Below are 14,528 nucleotides of genomic sequence, written 5' to 3'. Positions count from 1 at the left end.
TCAGTCAGGTGAAAACATTGCGGGCCTTCGGGGCCCGCTTTATATATGCGCTGAAGCGAAATGCCCCTCACAGCGACAGGACAGGAAAATGGCAGCGAAGATCTTCATCGACGGCGAACACGGCACGACTGGGCTGCAGATCCGCACCCGCATGGCTGAACGCCGCGACGTCGAGCTTCTGTCGATCCCGCATGAGGAACGCCGCAATCCGAAGATGCGCGAAGACCTCATCAACAGCGCCGATATCGCCATCCTCTGCCTGCCCGACGACGCCTCGCGCGAAGCCGTCGGCATGCTCGCGGGCAATAACAGCGTGCGCGTCATCGACACGTCGACGGCCTATCGCGTCAATCCCGACTGGGCTTATGGCTTCGCCGAGATGGACAAGGACCAGGCCGAGCGCATCCGTGGCGCCCGGTATGTCGCCAATCCCGGCTGCTACCCGACCGGCGCGATCGGCCTCATCCGTCCGCTGCGGGCCGCCAGCGTCATTCCGGACAGCTATCCGGTCACGATCAACGCGGTCTCCGGCTACACCGGCGGCGGCAAGAACCTGATTGCCCAGATGGAGGATAAAAGCCGCGACGACCACATCGACGCGCCGCATTTCCTTTATGGCCTCAACCTGGCGCACAAGCATGTGCCGGAAATGACCACGCACGGCCTTCTGCCGCGCGCGCCGATCTTCTCGCCGTCCGTCGGCCGCTTCCCGCAGGGCATGCTGGTTCAGGTGCCGCTTTACCTCGAGGAGCTTGAGGGCGAGCACAATCAGGAAAGCATCCACGCGCTGCTTTCGGAATACTATGCCGGCCAGGACATCGTTCGCGTCGTGCCGCTTGCCGAAAGCGGATCGCTCGTGCGCCTCAATGCCGAAGAGCTTGCGGGCCAGGACATCATGAAGATCTACGTCTTCGGCGGCGGCGCTCATGTCAATCTGGTCGCCCAGCTCGACAATCTCGGCAAGGGCGCATCGGGCGCCGCCGTCCAGAACATGGACCTGATGCTCTCGGCCTGATCGGTGAACAATCCGTCGACCGGTTCGCCCGTCGCGGCCGATCGCCCGCCTCGCTATATTGGGTTAAAGCAATCAGCGAGGATTTGTCCGATGTCTACGCAATCGCGTCTTCCCGTCTTCTTCATTCCCCATGGCGGCGGTCCCTGGCCGTTCATGCACGGGCCCGAGGGCATTCTGCCGCCGGGTGACCCCTGGAAGGAGCTGGAAGTCTATCTCAAGGGCTTCGACAATGCGCTCGGCCGCCGCCCGAAGGCGGTTCTGGTGATCTCGGCCCATTGGGAAAAGGTCGACAGGTTGACTGTCTCCACGGCAGCGCACCCCGGCATGTATTTCGACTATTACGGCTTTCCGCCGCATACGTTCGAGCTCGACTACCCTGCCCCCGGCGCGCCGGACGTTGCCGAGCATGTGCGTGACGTGTTGGCGTCCGCCGGCATTGAAACGGCAACGGATTCCGAGCGCGGCTTCGACCATGGCGTCTTCATCCCGTTCATGATGATGTACCCGCAGGCCGATGTGCCGATCGTGATGATGTCGCTCGACCCGGATCTTTCGGCCGAGACCCATTTCAGGATCGGCGAGGCGCTGCAAGCGTTGCGCGACGAGGATATCCTGATCGTCGCCTCGGGCCTTTCCTATCATAATATGCGCATGTTCTACCGCCAGGACGAGGCCCATGCGGCGGCGGCAACCCGGTTCGACGACTGGCTGAAGGATGCGCTTTCGATCCAGGCGCCCGCGGAGCGCGCGGCCCGGCTCGCCACATGGACGCAGAACCCGGATGCGCTGGAATGCCATGTGCCCGACCACGACCACCTCGTGCCGGTTTTCGTTGCGGCCGGCGCTGCCGGCGAAGACACAGGCAAGCAGGTCTTCCAGGGCAATTTTCGCGGCAAGCCCTATTCGGCCTATCGCTTCGGCTAGAGCATTTCGCAGTCAGATGGAACCATCTGACGTTAAGCGAAAATGCGCAAAACAAATGGATAGAGTGGTTGCGCGTTTCCAAGAAAGGCGGAACCGCTCTTGTCCCTCTCAGACCTCTTCGATGAGAGGCCTGCGATAGCCGCGCAGATGGCCGGTGACGAGGATCAGCACGATGATCGCGCCGGCCTGATGCGAAAGAGCCAGCCACAGCGGCATCTGCAGCACCAGCGTGAAGATGCCGAGCACCGCCTGCAGGAGGATGACGATCAGGATCGTCAGCGCGCCGCGCGCATGCTGGGAGAGCTCCAGGTCAAGCCCGCGCGCCACCGCGCCGCGCCACTCCGCCACATAGTGCAGAAGCGCCAGCAACAGCAGGACATAGCCGCCCATGCGGTGGGTGAACTGCACCGTCTTCGGGTTTTCGAAGAAGTTCAGCCATGCCGGTTGGTGCAATAGTAAATCCTGCGGCACGATCGCGCCATCCATCAGCGGCCAGGTATTGTAGGAAAGCCCGGCATCAAGCCCGGCAACAAGCGCGCCGAGATAGATTTGGATGAAGGCCGCGACGAGAAGCACGATGGCAAACCCGTGCGAAGCGCGCGTCGGCGGGTCTTCATGGCGGCGGGGCTTCAGCCCGCGCGCGATGTACACGCAGGCCGCAATGATCAGACAGGCCATGACCAGATGAACGGCCAGGCGGTACTGGCTGACATCGGTGCGTTCCGTCAGGCCCGAAGACACCATCCACCAGCCGATGAAGCCCTGCAGTCCGCCGAGCGCCAGCACCCCGGTCAGCGGCCAGCCGAGCCCCTTCGGCAGGCGCTTCGACATCCAGAAGAACAGAAGCGGCAGCGCGAAAATCAGCCCGACCGCCCGCGCCAGCAGGCGGTGGCTCCATTCCCACCAGAAGATGTTCTGGAATTCGGCAAGCGACATGCCCTTGTTCAGAAGCTGGTATTCGGGAATCCGCTTGTAAAGTTCGAACTCCTCCTGCCATTCGGCGAGGCTCAAGGGCGGGATGATGCCGTGGATCGGCTTCCACTCGGTGATCGACAGGCCAGACTGCGTCAGCCGCGTCGCGCCGCCGACCAGCACCAGACAGAACAGCGTCAGAACGACGAAATAGAGCCAGCCCCGCACGAGCGCGGCGTTGAAACGCTGTTCGCTCTCGGCAAGGGCGGGGGAAGTTGCGTTTGCCATCGGCCGTTTTCTCCAGTCAAACCAGCATTGCCGTCACTACTCATGTGCATGAAGCGGCGGTTCGCATCGGCCGGGCTTCACACATGCCGATCGACGGCATAGTCTCACCTCACTTCATAAGGGGGGAATTGCGACCGTGCCAGTCAGATTGCGTAAATTTATCGGAACGATCCTCATCGTCACGCTGGTGATTGTCTATGCCCTGACGGCCACAACCCTGGCAACCGTCGTGCTGGACGGGCGGTCCGCCTGGGCCGCCCTTCTCTATTTCTTCCTGACCGGCCTTCTCTGGATCATTCCGGCCATGTTCATCATCAAATGGATGGCCGGGCCGCCGGCGAACCGGCGTTAACCCCGTCTCGGCGATGATTTTTCGACGGCGCGTGGAACCGCCGAAGATTTTCCACATTGGAAATGGTATAGATCGTCAACAGAGACAACGCTCGCCGAAGGCATCACGACCATGATCACATCGCAACAGATCCGCGCCGCCCGCGCCCTGCTCGGGCTTTCGCAAGATGAGGCTGCGGCCTTGACCGGCGTGGACCGGGAAGCGCTGGCCAAGGCAGAGACCGACGGCGGCGAACGCGATTTCGCCGTTGCGGACGCGCTGGAAAAAGCCTTCGCAAAGAAGGGAATCGCCTTCATAGAGGACGGCGAAAACGGCGGTGGGCCCGGGGTTCGTCTCGCCCATTCCATTGATCCCTGCGACGGCATTCGACCGGAAGATCTCAACGCGACGAATGACGGCTGACAGCCGCTCGGCCTTCACACCTCCGGGCGGATGATCAGGCCTTTTTCTGCCATCGCCCGCCCTCGCCCTGCTGCCAGTAGGTCAGGCTGTGGTCGCCCTGACGCAGCGCCTTCCACTGGGCGCGCGCCTTGGTGAGTTCGTCGCCGTCGTGACCATCGAACATCACAACGACGCGGCTGTAATCGTCGACGTCGCGCACCTCCGCGCCCTCGACGAAAAAGCGGATATCGGCGCGGTTGGCGTTGGCGCCCGCCGTCGTCAGCAGCACCGGCTGGGTTTCGCCATTGTCTTCGGCATCGGTTCCGTGCGGAATGAAACTGTCGGCGCGGAAGGTCCACAAGATGCCGTCCAACCGGTCGCGCTCCGCCTCGCTTGCGGTCTGGATCGCGACCCGCCAGCCGCGCTCCAGGCTTTTCTCGACGAGCGGCGGCAAGGCGGCCTCGCGCAGGGATTCCGTCAAATGGTAGAACAGGATCTCCGTCACAGGCTCGCCCTCCCCGTTCAGCCGCGCGTTTCGTAGTGGCAGCGGACCAGTTCGTCGAGAAGACGCACGCCGAATCCGGAGGCCCAGCCGCGGTTGATCTCGCTTTTCGGCGCGCCCATGGCCGTGCCGGCGATGTCGAGATGGGCCCAGGGCGTCTCGCCGACAAAGCGCTTCAGGAACTGGGCCGCCGTGATCGAACCGGCATAGCGCGAACCGCCGGTATTGCGCATATCCGCGAACCGGCTGTCGACCATACGGTCATACTCCTCGCCAAGCGGCAGTCGCCAGATTTTCTCGTCGGTCGTGTCCGCCGCCTTCGCCAGTTCGGCGCAAAGCCCGTCGTCATTGGAAAACAGCCCGGCGCGGTGGGCGCCGAGCGCCACCATCACCGCGCCGGTCAGCGTTGCCAGATCGATCATGAAGCGCGGCTTGAAGCGCTCGTTGCAGTAATAGAGAGCATCGGCCAGCACCAGACGGCCCTCGGCATCCGTGTTGATCACCTCGATTGTCTGCCCGGACATCGACGTGACGATATCGCCGGGGCGTTGGGCATTGCCGTCCGGCATGTTCTCGACGAGGCCGAGGATGCCGACGGCGTTGACCTTCGCCTTGCGCGCGGCCAGCGTGTGCATCAGGCCGATGACGGCAGCCGCGCCGCCCATGTCGCCCTTCATGTCCTCCATAGAGGCCGCCGGCTTGATCGAGATGCCGCCGGTGTCGAAGACGACGCCCTTGCCGACAAAGGCGATCGGACGCTCGTCGGTTTCGCCGCCATTCCATTCGATGACCGCGAGAATAGGCGGACGAGTCGAACCTTGGGCAACGCCCAACAGCGCGCCCATGCCGAGCTCGCGCATCTTTGTCTCGTCCAGGATTTCGACCCTGGCGCCGAGTGATTCGAGCTCCTTGGCCTTGTCGGCGAATTCGCGCGGGCCCAAAACATTGGCCGGCAGATTGACCAGTTCTCGCGCCAGCATCACTCCGTCGCCGATCGCCTTGCGTTCGGCAAAGGCCGTTTCGGCGGCATCCGGATCCGTAGTCACGATCTCGACAGCAATCTCCTTCGCTTCGTCGTCTTCATCCCGACCGGTGGTCTTGAACCGGTCGAAATTATAGCCGCCGAGCATCATGCCGAGGGCGAATTCGGCGACATTGCCGGCAACCGTTGCAACGCCTGCCGATTCGGCAAAGACCACGAGCGTCTCCGCCTTCGGCGCGAGGCTCGCGGCCTTTCCGCCGGCTCGAAGATAGCTGTTCGCGACAAGTTGATCGGCCTTACCGAGACCGAGCACGATGATCCGCGCCGCTTCGCTGTCGGCGGGCGAAAGAAGGTCGAGCGACGATGCGGGCTTGGCCTTGAAACCGGCGGTCGCGGCGGCCTTCCGGTAAAGCGAATCAATCCCGCCAAGCGCCTCGGAACCGGCCGGAGCGCCGCCCTCCGCGGCAAACGTGATGACCGTCTTGTCAGTGATATCTGCCGTTTTCACAAAGGAAATCGAGAATTTCATAGTCAGTGCTCCGGTGTTTCGGGAATGCGCGTCGCAGTTTTGCCGTCAGGTTGTAGCAAGGGAAATCTACCCCTTGTTAACGCAACGGGTCGAGAACGGTTGACCCCGTCCTCATAACACTTAAAACCACCAAATAGGAAACGCCGTGCTTCATGCATGACGAACGAAACCGGATGACCCGCATTTGCCAAGTTCCAGACCGAAAAGATGGCTGACAGACTCATCCGGTCGCCTTGGCGACTTGCCGCCGCTCAAGGCGGCGTTCGTCATTCTGTTTGCCCTGTGGTGGCTGATCCTCCTGTTGTTCTATCTGTTCCCCGGGATTGACATCGGCGCCTCGCGCTTCTTTTTCAGCCAGACGCATTGCGCCACCAGCACGCCGGCAAACGTGGTGTGCGGCAGTTTTCCGATCGCCCGCGACGCGGCGCTCGGCCTGCTGCGCGATCTGATCTTCTATCTGCCGATCATCCTCGGCGTAGGCATTATCATCCGTTTGTTCATGGCCTGGTCGCACCATGGCGCGACCTATGACGGCCGCCTTGTCAAACGGCTGCTGGCGGGCCTTACTGCCCTCATTCTTGGTCCCGGCATCCTCGTCAATCTCATCCTCAAGGAGCATTCGCACCGGCCGCGGCCGCGCAACACCGATCTGTTCGGCGGCGATCTGAGCTTTGTGCCGGCCGGTGATTTTTCAGGCGCCTGCGGCTCGAACTGCTCCTTCATCTCCGGCGAAGCGGCAGGCGCAGGCTGGCTTTTCTGCTATGCCGTTTTTCTCGTGCCGGACCGGTTCAAGCTTCTCTTCTCGCCGCCGCTGATCGCGCTCGCCCTGGCCTCGCCCGCCATGCGGCTCGCCTATGGCGGCCACTATCTCTCCGACGTCATTCTCGCCTGGCTGGGATCGGTCGTCGTCTTCACAGGAACACTTTATTTTTTCACCAGAAAGGAAACGGCAAGCATTGCGTGAGCGGATTTCCCGCGCCCGACAGGCCTGAACCTGCATGAAGATACTGGAACGCTACATCCTGGCCCGCGTGGTCCGCCTGTTCCTGGCAACCCTGTTGCCGGTGCTGGCGATTCTGTGGCTGACGCAGGTGCTCGGCCGAATCAACCTCGTGACCGACAGCGGCCAGTCGATTCTCTCGTTCCTGACGCTCGCCACGCTGATATTGCCCACCGTCATCCCGACCGTGCTGCCCTTCGGCCTCGTCCTCGGCGCCGCCCAGACGCTGACGACGATGAACAATGATTCGGAGCTGGCCGTCATCGACGCTGCGGGCGCCCATCGTTCGATCATCTACCGGCCGATCCTGATCTTTGCCGTGGTTCTCTGTGCCTTCTCCTTCGTTCTCGACAATTACATCGAGCCGAAGTCGCGCGCCGAAGCGCGAACGCTGATCGCCTCGGTCTATGCCGACCTGCTGTCCACGGTGATCGAGGAAAAGACCTTCCGCGAAATCGAGGACGGGCTATACATCCAGATATCGGAACGGCTTTCGGGCCGCGTGCTCAAGGGCCTGTTCGTCGCCGACTACCGCGAGCCGGAGAACTCCTACATCTACTATGCCCGCGAAGGCGCGGTCGACGAAAGCGGAAGCCAGCTGATCATGAAGAACGGCCAGGTCCAGCGCGAGGACGAGACCGGCAACGTCTCCATCGTCCAGTTCGACTCCTACAGTTTCGACCTGTCGGAACTGACCAGCGACCGCAGCCAGGCTTCGCGCAAGGCGACCGACCGCAGCCTGGGATTTCTGCTCAATCCCGATCCCGAAGACCCGGACTACAAGGCCAATCCCGGCGCCTATCGCGCCGAACTGACGCGGAGACTGACCGACTGGTCGCTGCCGCTGATCTACGCGATCTTCACCATCGTCATCGTCGGCGATGCGCGTTCGCACAGGGAGCGGCGCATCCCGCCCATGGCGACCGCCTTCGTGCTGACGCTGATTCTGCGGCTCATGTCACAATTTTCGACAAACCGCGCCGAAAGCGAGGCGCTGTTCGTCCCGATTTCCTATGGCATCGTCATCGTTCTGTTTGCCGCCGGCCTCGTCCTCCTGCTGAAGCCGAGACGGGCCCGCAGGCATGCGAGCCTGCTTGAGCGGGTCTATGCCGCTTCGAATCGTCTCCTCGGTCGACGCGCCCGCAATGACGGAGGCGCGGCATGATCTTCTCCGTTCTCGGCCGCTATTTCTTCACGCGCTATCTGATAACGGTCGGCTGGTTCTTTTTCGGCGTGATCTCGATCATCTACCTGATCGACTTTTCCGAGGTCATCGGCAACATCTCGGTCGAGGCCGGTCAGGGCACGACGGACGCGATGCTGATCACGGCGCTGCGCCTGCCCTATATCCTGCAGCAGACGGTCCCCTTCATCGCACTGTTTTCGGCCATGGTTGCCCTGATCGCGCTCAACCGTCGCAACGAACTGGTCGTCACCCGGTCCGCCGGCATTTCCGTGTGGCAGTTCATCATGCCCTTCGTCATCGGCGCGGCGCTGCTCGGCGCGGCAAGCGTCGTTGCGCTCAATCCGCTTGCCTCCTGGACCCAGAAAAAGGCGCTCGGGCTCGAGGCGATCGGCCATGGCCAGGACCAGACCGTGCCCTGGCTGCGGCAGCTGACCGACGGTCAGGATACGATTATCGGCGGCCGCGGCATCGCCGAGAGCGGAACCGAACTCCTGCAGGCCGTGGTGATCTACTTCGATGATCAGGGCGCGCTCTTCAAGCGCCAGGACGCCGAAAGGGCCGTGCTCAGCAATGGCTGGTGGACGCTTTACGACGTGACCGAAACCGAGGTCGGCGAATTATCCACACATCGGGACGAGGTCCGCGTCAAAACCAATCTCGACGAGCAGTTCGTGCAGCAGAACCTCGTTCAGCCAGACCTTGTAAGCATTTTTGCACTGCCGAGACAAATTGACCTCGCCCGCCAGTTCGGAATTTCATCCAAAGCTTTGGAAACGCAGTATAACTATTTGTTATCCCTCCCTTTCCTTTTGGTGGCGATGACCCTTATCGCAGCCACGGTCTGCCTTAAGTTTTCGCGCTTCGCGCAGTCTCCGGCCGTTATTTTGGGTGGAATCCTGTCCGGCTTTCTGCTTTATGTGACGAGTGTTCTTGTAAAGGCGTTTGGCAGCAGCGGAGTTTTGTCGCCGCTTCTTGCGGCCTGGATTCCGGTGGTCGTGGCGATGGCTTTGGGTCTGACGATATTACTGCATCAGGAGGACGGTTAGTGTCCCGGCGAGTTACGAGTAAATTGGGCCTTGCCGGGCTTCTGGCGCTTGCCAGCGCGCTGACGCCGGTCAGCCTGCTGGCGCAGACGGCAGCCTCCCCGAGCATTGAGGAAGACTACGGTATTTCGGTCCCTGACGATGATTCGGGGCCGATGCTGCTGACGGCCAACGAACTCGTCTACAATCACGACACCCAGATGGTTTCCGCCGTCGGCGGCGTGCAGATATATTACGCCGGCTACCGCATGGTCGCCAACAGGGTGGAGTATGACCAGAAGGCCGGCCGGATGATGGCCTATGACGGGATCGAGGTAATCGACCCCGACGGCAACCGCCTGAGAGCCGAGAAGCTTGACGTCACCGACGACTTCGCCAACGGCTTTCTCGACGCCATCAGCGTCCGCACGCCCGAAGACATCGCCATCGCCGGCGAGCGGGCCGAACGCATCGACGGCACAAAGATGGTGCTCGAGAACGGCGTCTACACGGCCTGCATTCCCTGTGCCGAAAACCCGGAGAAGCCGCCCTTCTGGCAGATCCGCGCCCAACGCGTCATCCAGGACGGCGAGACCCGCACAGTCCGGCTCGAAAGCCCCCGATTCCAGCTCCTCGGCCATACGATCGCGGTCCTGCCGTCGATCACGGTTCCCGATCCGAGCGTGAAGCGCAAGCGCGGTTTCCTTTTCCCCTCAATGAGCATCGGCGAGAATCTCGGCGTCGGGTTTTCCCTGCCCTATTACATTCCGATCTCACCCAGTTCCGATGTGACATTCACCGGAACGGGTTATACCGAACAGGGTTTCCTGCTCGAGGCGGAATACCGCAAGCGTTATCGCAACGGCCAGCACACGCTGCGTTTCGCCGGCATTGACCAGATGGGCAGCGACCAGTTTACCGGCGGCACGACCGATGCCGAGGTGAACGGGCGCGCCATGATTGCCTCCACCGGCCAGTTCCAGATCAATCCGCGCTGGGTGTTCGGCTGGGACGCGATGGTCCAGAGCGACAACAATTTCGCCCGCACCTATTCCATCGACGGCCATGACGACAAGATCTTCAACAACCAGGTCTATCTCGAGGGTCTTGGCAAGCGCAGTTCGGTTTCGATCAAGAGCAATTATTTCGACGTCCAGGACGCCGACAGCGAGGATGCCGCCGAAAGCAAGCAGGCGATCGTGGTGCCGGTCATCGATTATGACTATATCGCGCCCGAACCCGTTTTCGGCGGCCAGTTGTCGGTCACCAACAATCTGACCAATATCGTGCGCCGCAAGAACGACGTCGTGCCGACAAGCGTCAATGACCGTTTCCTCGGGCTGAAGGGAAACAGCACGCGCCTGACGAGCGAGGTCGAATGGGAGCGGACGTTTACCACAGACGGCGGCCTGCAGCTCAGCCCGCTGCTTGCCGCCCGCGCCGATGGCTACCTGCTGAATGTCGATGATCCGAACCGGATCAACAACGGCGCCTATACCTATGCCGGTAATTTCGTCGATCAGGACGCCGCCGCCCGCGCCATGGTCACCGCCGGCCTGGAGATGAACTATCCGATCCTGATGACCAACAGCTTCAGCTCGCACATCATCGAGCCGATCGGCCAGGTTTTTATCCGTCCGGACGAGCAATATGCGGGTGGCCTGCCGAACGAGGATGCGCAGAGCTTCGTCTTCGATGCGCTGACCCTGTTCGAACGCGACAAATTCTCGGGATATGACCGGGTCGAGGGCGGCACACGCGCCAATCTCGGCTTCCGCTACCGCGGCGTCTACGATTCAGGCGTGCTGGTCAACGGACTTTTCGGCCAGTCGTTCCAGCTCGCGGGCAAGAACTCCTTCGCCTCCCCCGACCTGGCAGGCGTCGGCATCGATTCCGGTCTGGAATCGAAACGCTCCGATTATGTCGGCGCAGCCTCGGTTTCCTTCCCCTTCGGCCTTTCCCTCACGGGCGGCGCGCGCTTCGACGAGGAAGACTTCACGCTGCAGCGGACGGATTTCGGCGTCGGCTACACGTCGCGCTGGTTCGACACGGCGCTCGACTACACCAATATTCTCGCCCAGCCGGGCTACGCCTACAATGAACGCAACAGCGAGATCAAATCGACGAGCACCATCCGCCTCAACGACAATTGGGGCGTCTCCGGCTCGCTGACCTATGACCTGGCCAACAATGTCCTGACCAATCGCTGGGTCGGCCTGACCTATGAAGACATCTGCACGATCTTCTCGATCACCTATCAGGAAGACTGGGACAACGACAATCGCGCGGCTGTCGACTGGACGATCGGCGCGCGTCTGACCTTCCGCACGCTCGGCGACATCGTCATCGGCAGCGACTCCTTCAATTGAGCGATACGCCTCTCCGATCCGATCAATGCCTTGCTTTTGCCCCTAAAATGGACAAAACATTGCCATCGGGAGATGGGCATGGATCGCGAAATTACATGTCCACGAATGAAACAGACAGTTTATGGCACCACGCCTCGGGAGGGGCGGCAGACCGGCGCTGGGCCCGCAGTCCGGGAAGGCTGCGCCCTGCCGGACAAGGCCGGACAAGGTGTCGCGCCGGGATCTGACGGCGCACGAAGCTGTTGAAAGGAAAGAACATGACTGCCGCAAGATTTTCAGTGACCGCCTTTGCCGCCGCCATGATCGCCACGGCAGGCATTGTCGGCGCCGCGCCGCAACCGTCCTTCGCCAGGACCGTCGACATCGCCGTCATCGTCAACAACGTTCCGATCACCAATGACGATATCGCCAAGCGCCGCAATCTCCTGCGGCTGATGGGGACCAAGGGCAACCTCAACGAGAAGGCCCGCGAGGCGATGATCGACCAGGCGCTGAAACAGTCGGAGATCGCGCTTCGCAACATGTCGGTCACCCAGCCGGAGGTGGACGAAGCCTTCGCCAATTTCGCCAACAGCAACGGCATGTCCGTTGCCCAGATGAGCAGCGTTCTGGATCAGGCCGGCGTCGGCGTCGATCACTTCAAGTTCTACATCGCCGTCTCGATGAGCTGGGGCCAGCTCCTGCGCGCGCGCTACGGCGGCAACTCGCTCCTGCCGGAAGACCAGTTCATTGCCCAGCTGGAAGAGGCGGAGAAGGAAGGCAAGAAGCCCGAGACCACCGAGTATATCCTGAAGCGCATCGTATTCGTCGTGCCGCAGAAGGAACGCGGCTCGCTGCTTGCCAAGCGCAAGCGCGAGGCCGAGGCCGCACGATCCAAGTTCCCGGGATGTGACCAGGCGATCTCATTCGCCGCGACAATGAACGACGTGACCGTTCTCGACTACGGGCGCTTTCTGGAGCCGCAACTGCCAGCAGAGTGGAAAGACGCGGTCACAAAGGCCAAGGGCGATACGACGTCGGTGCAGACCACGCCCTTCGGCGCGGAGTTCCTCGCCATCTGCGAGCGCAAGACAACCTCCGACGATTATGCCGCGCGTCTCGTGCTCAGCGCCGAAGAAGACTCCGCCGAAGTAGACCGTGACAACGAGAGCGAACAATATATGGACGAACTGAAGAGCAAGGCCCAGATCGTCACCCCGGGCAAGTCCTGATCGCCGCGGAATGATGGCTGATCTTCCCCTTGCCCTTTCCCAGGGAGACCCCGCAGGCATCGGGCCGGAGATCGCGCTCAAGGCCTGGTCTCGACGCCGTGAAACAGGGTTGCCGCCGTTTGTCTATCTCGGCGATCCGCGCATTCTGAAGGCCCGTGCGGCGATGCTGGGCATGGATGTGCCGGTCGCGGTTTCGGCTCCGGAGGCGGCAGTCGCCGCGTTCGGCGCGGCGCTGCCGGTTTTCGCCATCGACGCGGCGGCGCCCGTTTCGCCCGGAAAGCCTGATCCGGGGACATCCGCCGGCACGATTGCCGCAATCGAAACGGGAGTGAAGCTCACCATGCGCGGAAAGACCGCCGCGCTCGTGACCAATCCGATCGCCAAGTCAGTGCTCTACAGTTCAGGCTTCCGCTTTCCCGGCCATACCGAGTTTCTGGCCGAACTCGCGCGGCGCGAGACGGGAACGGAGTATCGTCCGGTGATGATGCTCGCCTGCCCGGCCCTGCGCGTGGTGCCCGTCACCATTCACATTCCCCTTGCCGACGTTCCGGGCGCGCTCGACCAGGCGCTGATCATCGACACGATCCGGATTACCGCGCGCGACCTCGCCCGGCGCTTCGGCATAGACGCGCCGCGCCTTGCCGTTGCCGGTCTCAATCCGCATGCAGGCGAGCAGGGCACGATCGGCCGCGAGGACGAGGAAACGGTGCGACCGGCGCTGGAGGCACTGCGAGCGGAAGGCATCGATGTCACCGGCCCGCTTCCCGCCGACACCATGTTTCACGCCAGCGCCAGGAAGCGCTATGACGCGGCGATCTGCATGTATCACGATCAGGCGCTGATCCCGGTCAAGACGCTCGGCTTCGAGGAAGGCGCCAACGTGACGCTCGGCCTGCCCTTCGTGCGAACCTCTCCCGACCACGGGACGGCCTTTGACATTGCCGAACGCGGCGTCGCCGATCCGAGAAGTCTCGAAGAGGCGCTGAAGCTCGCCGCACGGCTCGCGCGCGGTTCCGAGGACCGCGGATGAGCCAGATCGACGATCTGCCGCCCCTGCGCGAGGTTCTGGCAAATCATGAGTTGAACGCAAAGAAAGCGCTCGGCCAGAATTTCCTGCTCGACCTCAACCTGACGCAGAAGATCGCCCGCACGGCCGGCAACCTTGAAGGCGCGCATGTCATCGAGGTGGGTCCCGGCCCCGGCGGGCTGACGCGCGCCATCCTCTCGCTCGGCGCGGAACGGCTGACGGTGATCGAACGCGATTCGCGCTGTCTTCCGGCGCTGGAGGAGATCGCCGGCCACTACCCGGGAAGGCTCGAGATTATCGAGGGCGACGCGCTGAAGGTGGATTTTGCCGAGATCGCCAGCGGCAGGCCGGTGCGCATCATCGCCAATCTGCCCTACAATGTCGGCACGCAATTGCTGGTGAACTGGCTTCTGCCGCAAGACTGGCCGCCCTATTGGCAATCGCTGACGCTGATGTTCCAGAAGGAAGTCGCCCAGCGCATTGTGGCCGTGCCCGGCGGCAGCCATTACGGACGGCTCGGCGTGCTTGCCGGCTGGCGGACCGAGGCGCGCATCGCCTTCGATGTCCCCCCGCAGGCCTTCACGCCTCCGCCGAAGGTGACCTCCAGCGTCATCCATCTCACCCCGCGCGCGGAGCCGATCGCGGTTGAGGCCGCCGCGCTCGAGAAGATTACCCAGGCCGCCTTCGGCCAGCGCCGCAAGATGCTGCGCCAGAGCCTCAAGGCGCTCGGCGGCGAGACGCTCCTGCAAAAGGCGGGTATCGACCCGACGCGGCGGGCCGAAACACTCGCCGTCGCGGAATTCTGCACGCTCGCGCGCTGTCTTTGAT

The 14,528-nt window shown here is 62.4% G+C and carries 14 protein-coding genes; 11 read left to right on the top strand and 3 right to left on the bottom strand.

What is annotated here, in order from left to right:
- The first annotated feature begins 88 nt into the window (after positions 1–88).
- Both argC and JET14_RS09175 read left to right on the top strand, forming a co-directional pair.
- A complete protein-coding gene (argC, locus tag JET14_RS09180; RefSeq protein ID WP_200337744.1) occupies positions 89–1,015 on the top strand; it encodes an N-acetyl-gamma-glutamyl-phosphate reductase in 927 nt (308 codons plus the stop codon).
- 90 nt (positions 1,016–1,105) lie between these two features.
- Complete coding sequence (locus tag JET14_RS09175; protein WP_200337743.1) at positions 1,106–1,939, top strand: DODA-type extradiol aromatic ring-opening family dioxygenase; 834 nt, start codon at positions 1,106–1,108, stop codon at positions 1,937–1,939.
- Between the two features lie 108 nt (positions 1,940–2,047).
- Here JET14_RS09175 and JET14_RS09170 read toward each other — a convergent pair whose 3' ends face one another.
- Positions 2,048–3,139, bottom strand: coding sequence for a COX15/CtaA family protein (locus tag JET14_RS09170; protein ID WP_200337742.1), 1,092 nt, complete (start codon positions 3,137–3,139; stop codon positions 2,048–2,050).
- A 136-nt stretch (positions 3,140–3,275) separates the two neighbouring features.
- Here JET14_RS09170 and JET14_RS09165 point away from each other — a divergent pair, with 136 nt between their 5' ends.
- Both JET14_RS09165 and JET14_RS09160 read left to right on the top strand, forming a co-directional pair.
- On the top strand, positions 3,276–3,491 hold the full coding sequence (locus JET14_RS09165) for a DUF2842 domain-containing protein (RefSeq protein ID WP_200337741.1): 216 nt from the start codon (positions 3,276–3,278) through the stop codon (positions 3,489–3,491).
- Between the two features lie 111 nt (positions 3,492–3,602).
- Positions 3,603–3,893 carry a helix-turn-helix domain-containing protein gene (locus JET14_RS09160; RefSeq protein WP_200337740.1) on the top strand — a complete coding sequence of 97 codons (291 nt, stop codon included), beginning with the start codon at positions 3,603–3,605 and terminating at the stop codon, positions 3,891–3,893.
- Between the two features lie 34 nt (positions 3,894–3,927).
- Here JET14_RS09160 and JET14_RS09155 read toward each other — a convergent pair whose 3' ends face one another.
- Entirely contained in the window at positions 3,928–4,377 is a 450-nt protein-coding gene (locus JET14_RS09155; RefSeq protein WP_200337739.1) for a DNA polymerase III subunit chi, read from the bottom strand.
- A 17-nt stretch (positions 4,378–4,394) separates the two neighbouring features.
- On the bottom strand, positions 4,395–5,891 hold the full coding sequence (locus tag JET14_RS09150; protein ID WP_200338045.1) for a leucyl aminopeptidase: 1,497 nt from the start codon (positions 5,889–5,891) through the stop codon (positions 4,395–4,397).
- 178 nt (positions 5,892–6,069) lie between these two features.
- On the opposite strand from JET14_RS09150, the gene JET14_RS09145 reads away from it, so the two are divergent.
- The 7 genes from JET14_RS09145 to rsmA all read left to right on the top strand — a co-directional run bounded on the left by JET14_RS09145 (position 6,070) and on the right by rsmA (position 14,527).
- A complete protein-coding gene (locus JET14_RS09145; RefSeq protein WP_246750583.1) occupies positions 6,070–6,849 on the top strand; it encodes a phosphatase PAP2 family protein in 780 nt (259 codons plus the stop codon).
- A 34-nt stretch (positions 6,850–6,883) separates the two neighbouring features.
- The gene (locus JET14_RS09140) at positions 6,884–8,050 is read left to right on the top strand and encodes an LptF/LptG family permease (RefSeq protein WP_200337738.1); all 1,167 of its coding nucleotides are present in this window, start codon (positions 6,884–6,886) and stop codon (positions 8,048–8,050) included.
- Positions 8,047–9,117 (top strand): LPS export ABC transporter permease LptG, encoded by a 1,071-nt coding sequence (lptG, locus tag JET14_RS09135; RefSeq protein WP_024709545.1) that lies wholly within the window; start codon positions 8,047–8,049, stop codon positions 9,115–9,117. Before JET14_RS09140 ends, lptG begins: the two co-directional genes overlap by 4 nt.
- A gap of 152 nt (positions 9,118–9,269) precedes the next feature.
- Positions 9,270–11,462, top strand: coding sequence for an LPS-assembly protein LptD (locus tag JET14_RS09130; protein WP_200338043.1), 2,193 nt, complete (start codon positions 9,270–9,272; stop codon positions 11,460–11,462).
- Between the two features lie 257 nt (positions 11,463–11,719).
- Positions 11,720–12,673, top strand: a complete 954-nt coding sequence (locus JET14_RS09125; RefSeq protein ID WP_200337737.1) for a peptidylprolyl isomerase — start codon at positions 11,720–11,722, stop codon at positions 12,671–12,673.
- A gap of 13 nt (positions 12,674–12,686) precedes the next feature.
- Complete coding sequence (pdxA, locus tag JET14_RS09120; RefSeq protein WP_200337736.1) at positions 12,687–13,703, top strand: 4-hydroxythreonine-4-phosphate dehydrogenase PdxA; 1,017 nt, start codon at positions 12,687–12,689, stop codon at positions 13,701–13,703.
- A complete protein-coding gene (gene rsmA / locus JET14_RS09115) occupies positions 13,700–14,527 on the top strand; it encodes a 16S rRNA (adenine(1518)-N(6)/adenine(1519)-N(6))-dimethyltransferase RsmA (protein ID WP_200337735.1) in 828 nt (275 codons plus the stop codon). The genes pdxA and rsmA overlap by 4 nt, the downstream gene beginning before the upstream one ends.
- Position 14,528 lies beyond the last annotated feature (1 nt).

Origin of the sequence: Martelella lutilitoris (genome assembly GCF_016598595.1) — a bacterium.
Taxonomy (GTDB): domain Bacteria; phylum Pseudomonadota; class Alphaproteobacteria; order Rhizobiales; family Rhizobiaceae; genus Martelella; species Martelella lutilitoris_A.
Note: the sequence above shows the minus strand (reverse complement) of the source record. Positions and strands in the feature narration are given on the sequence as shown.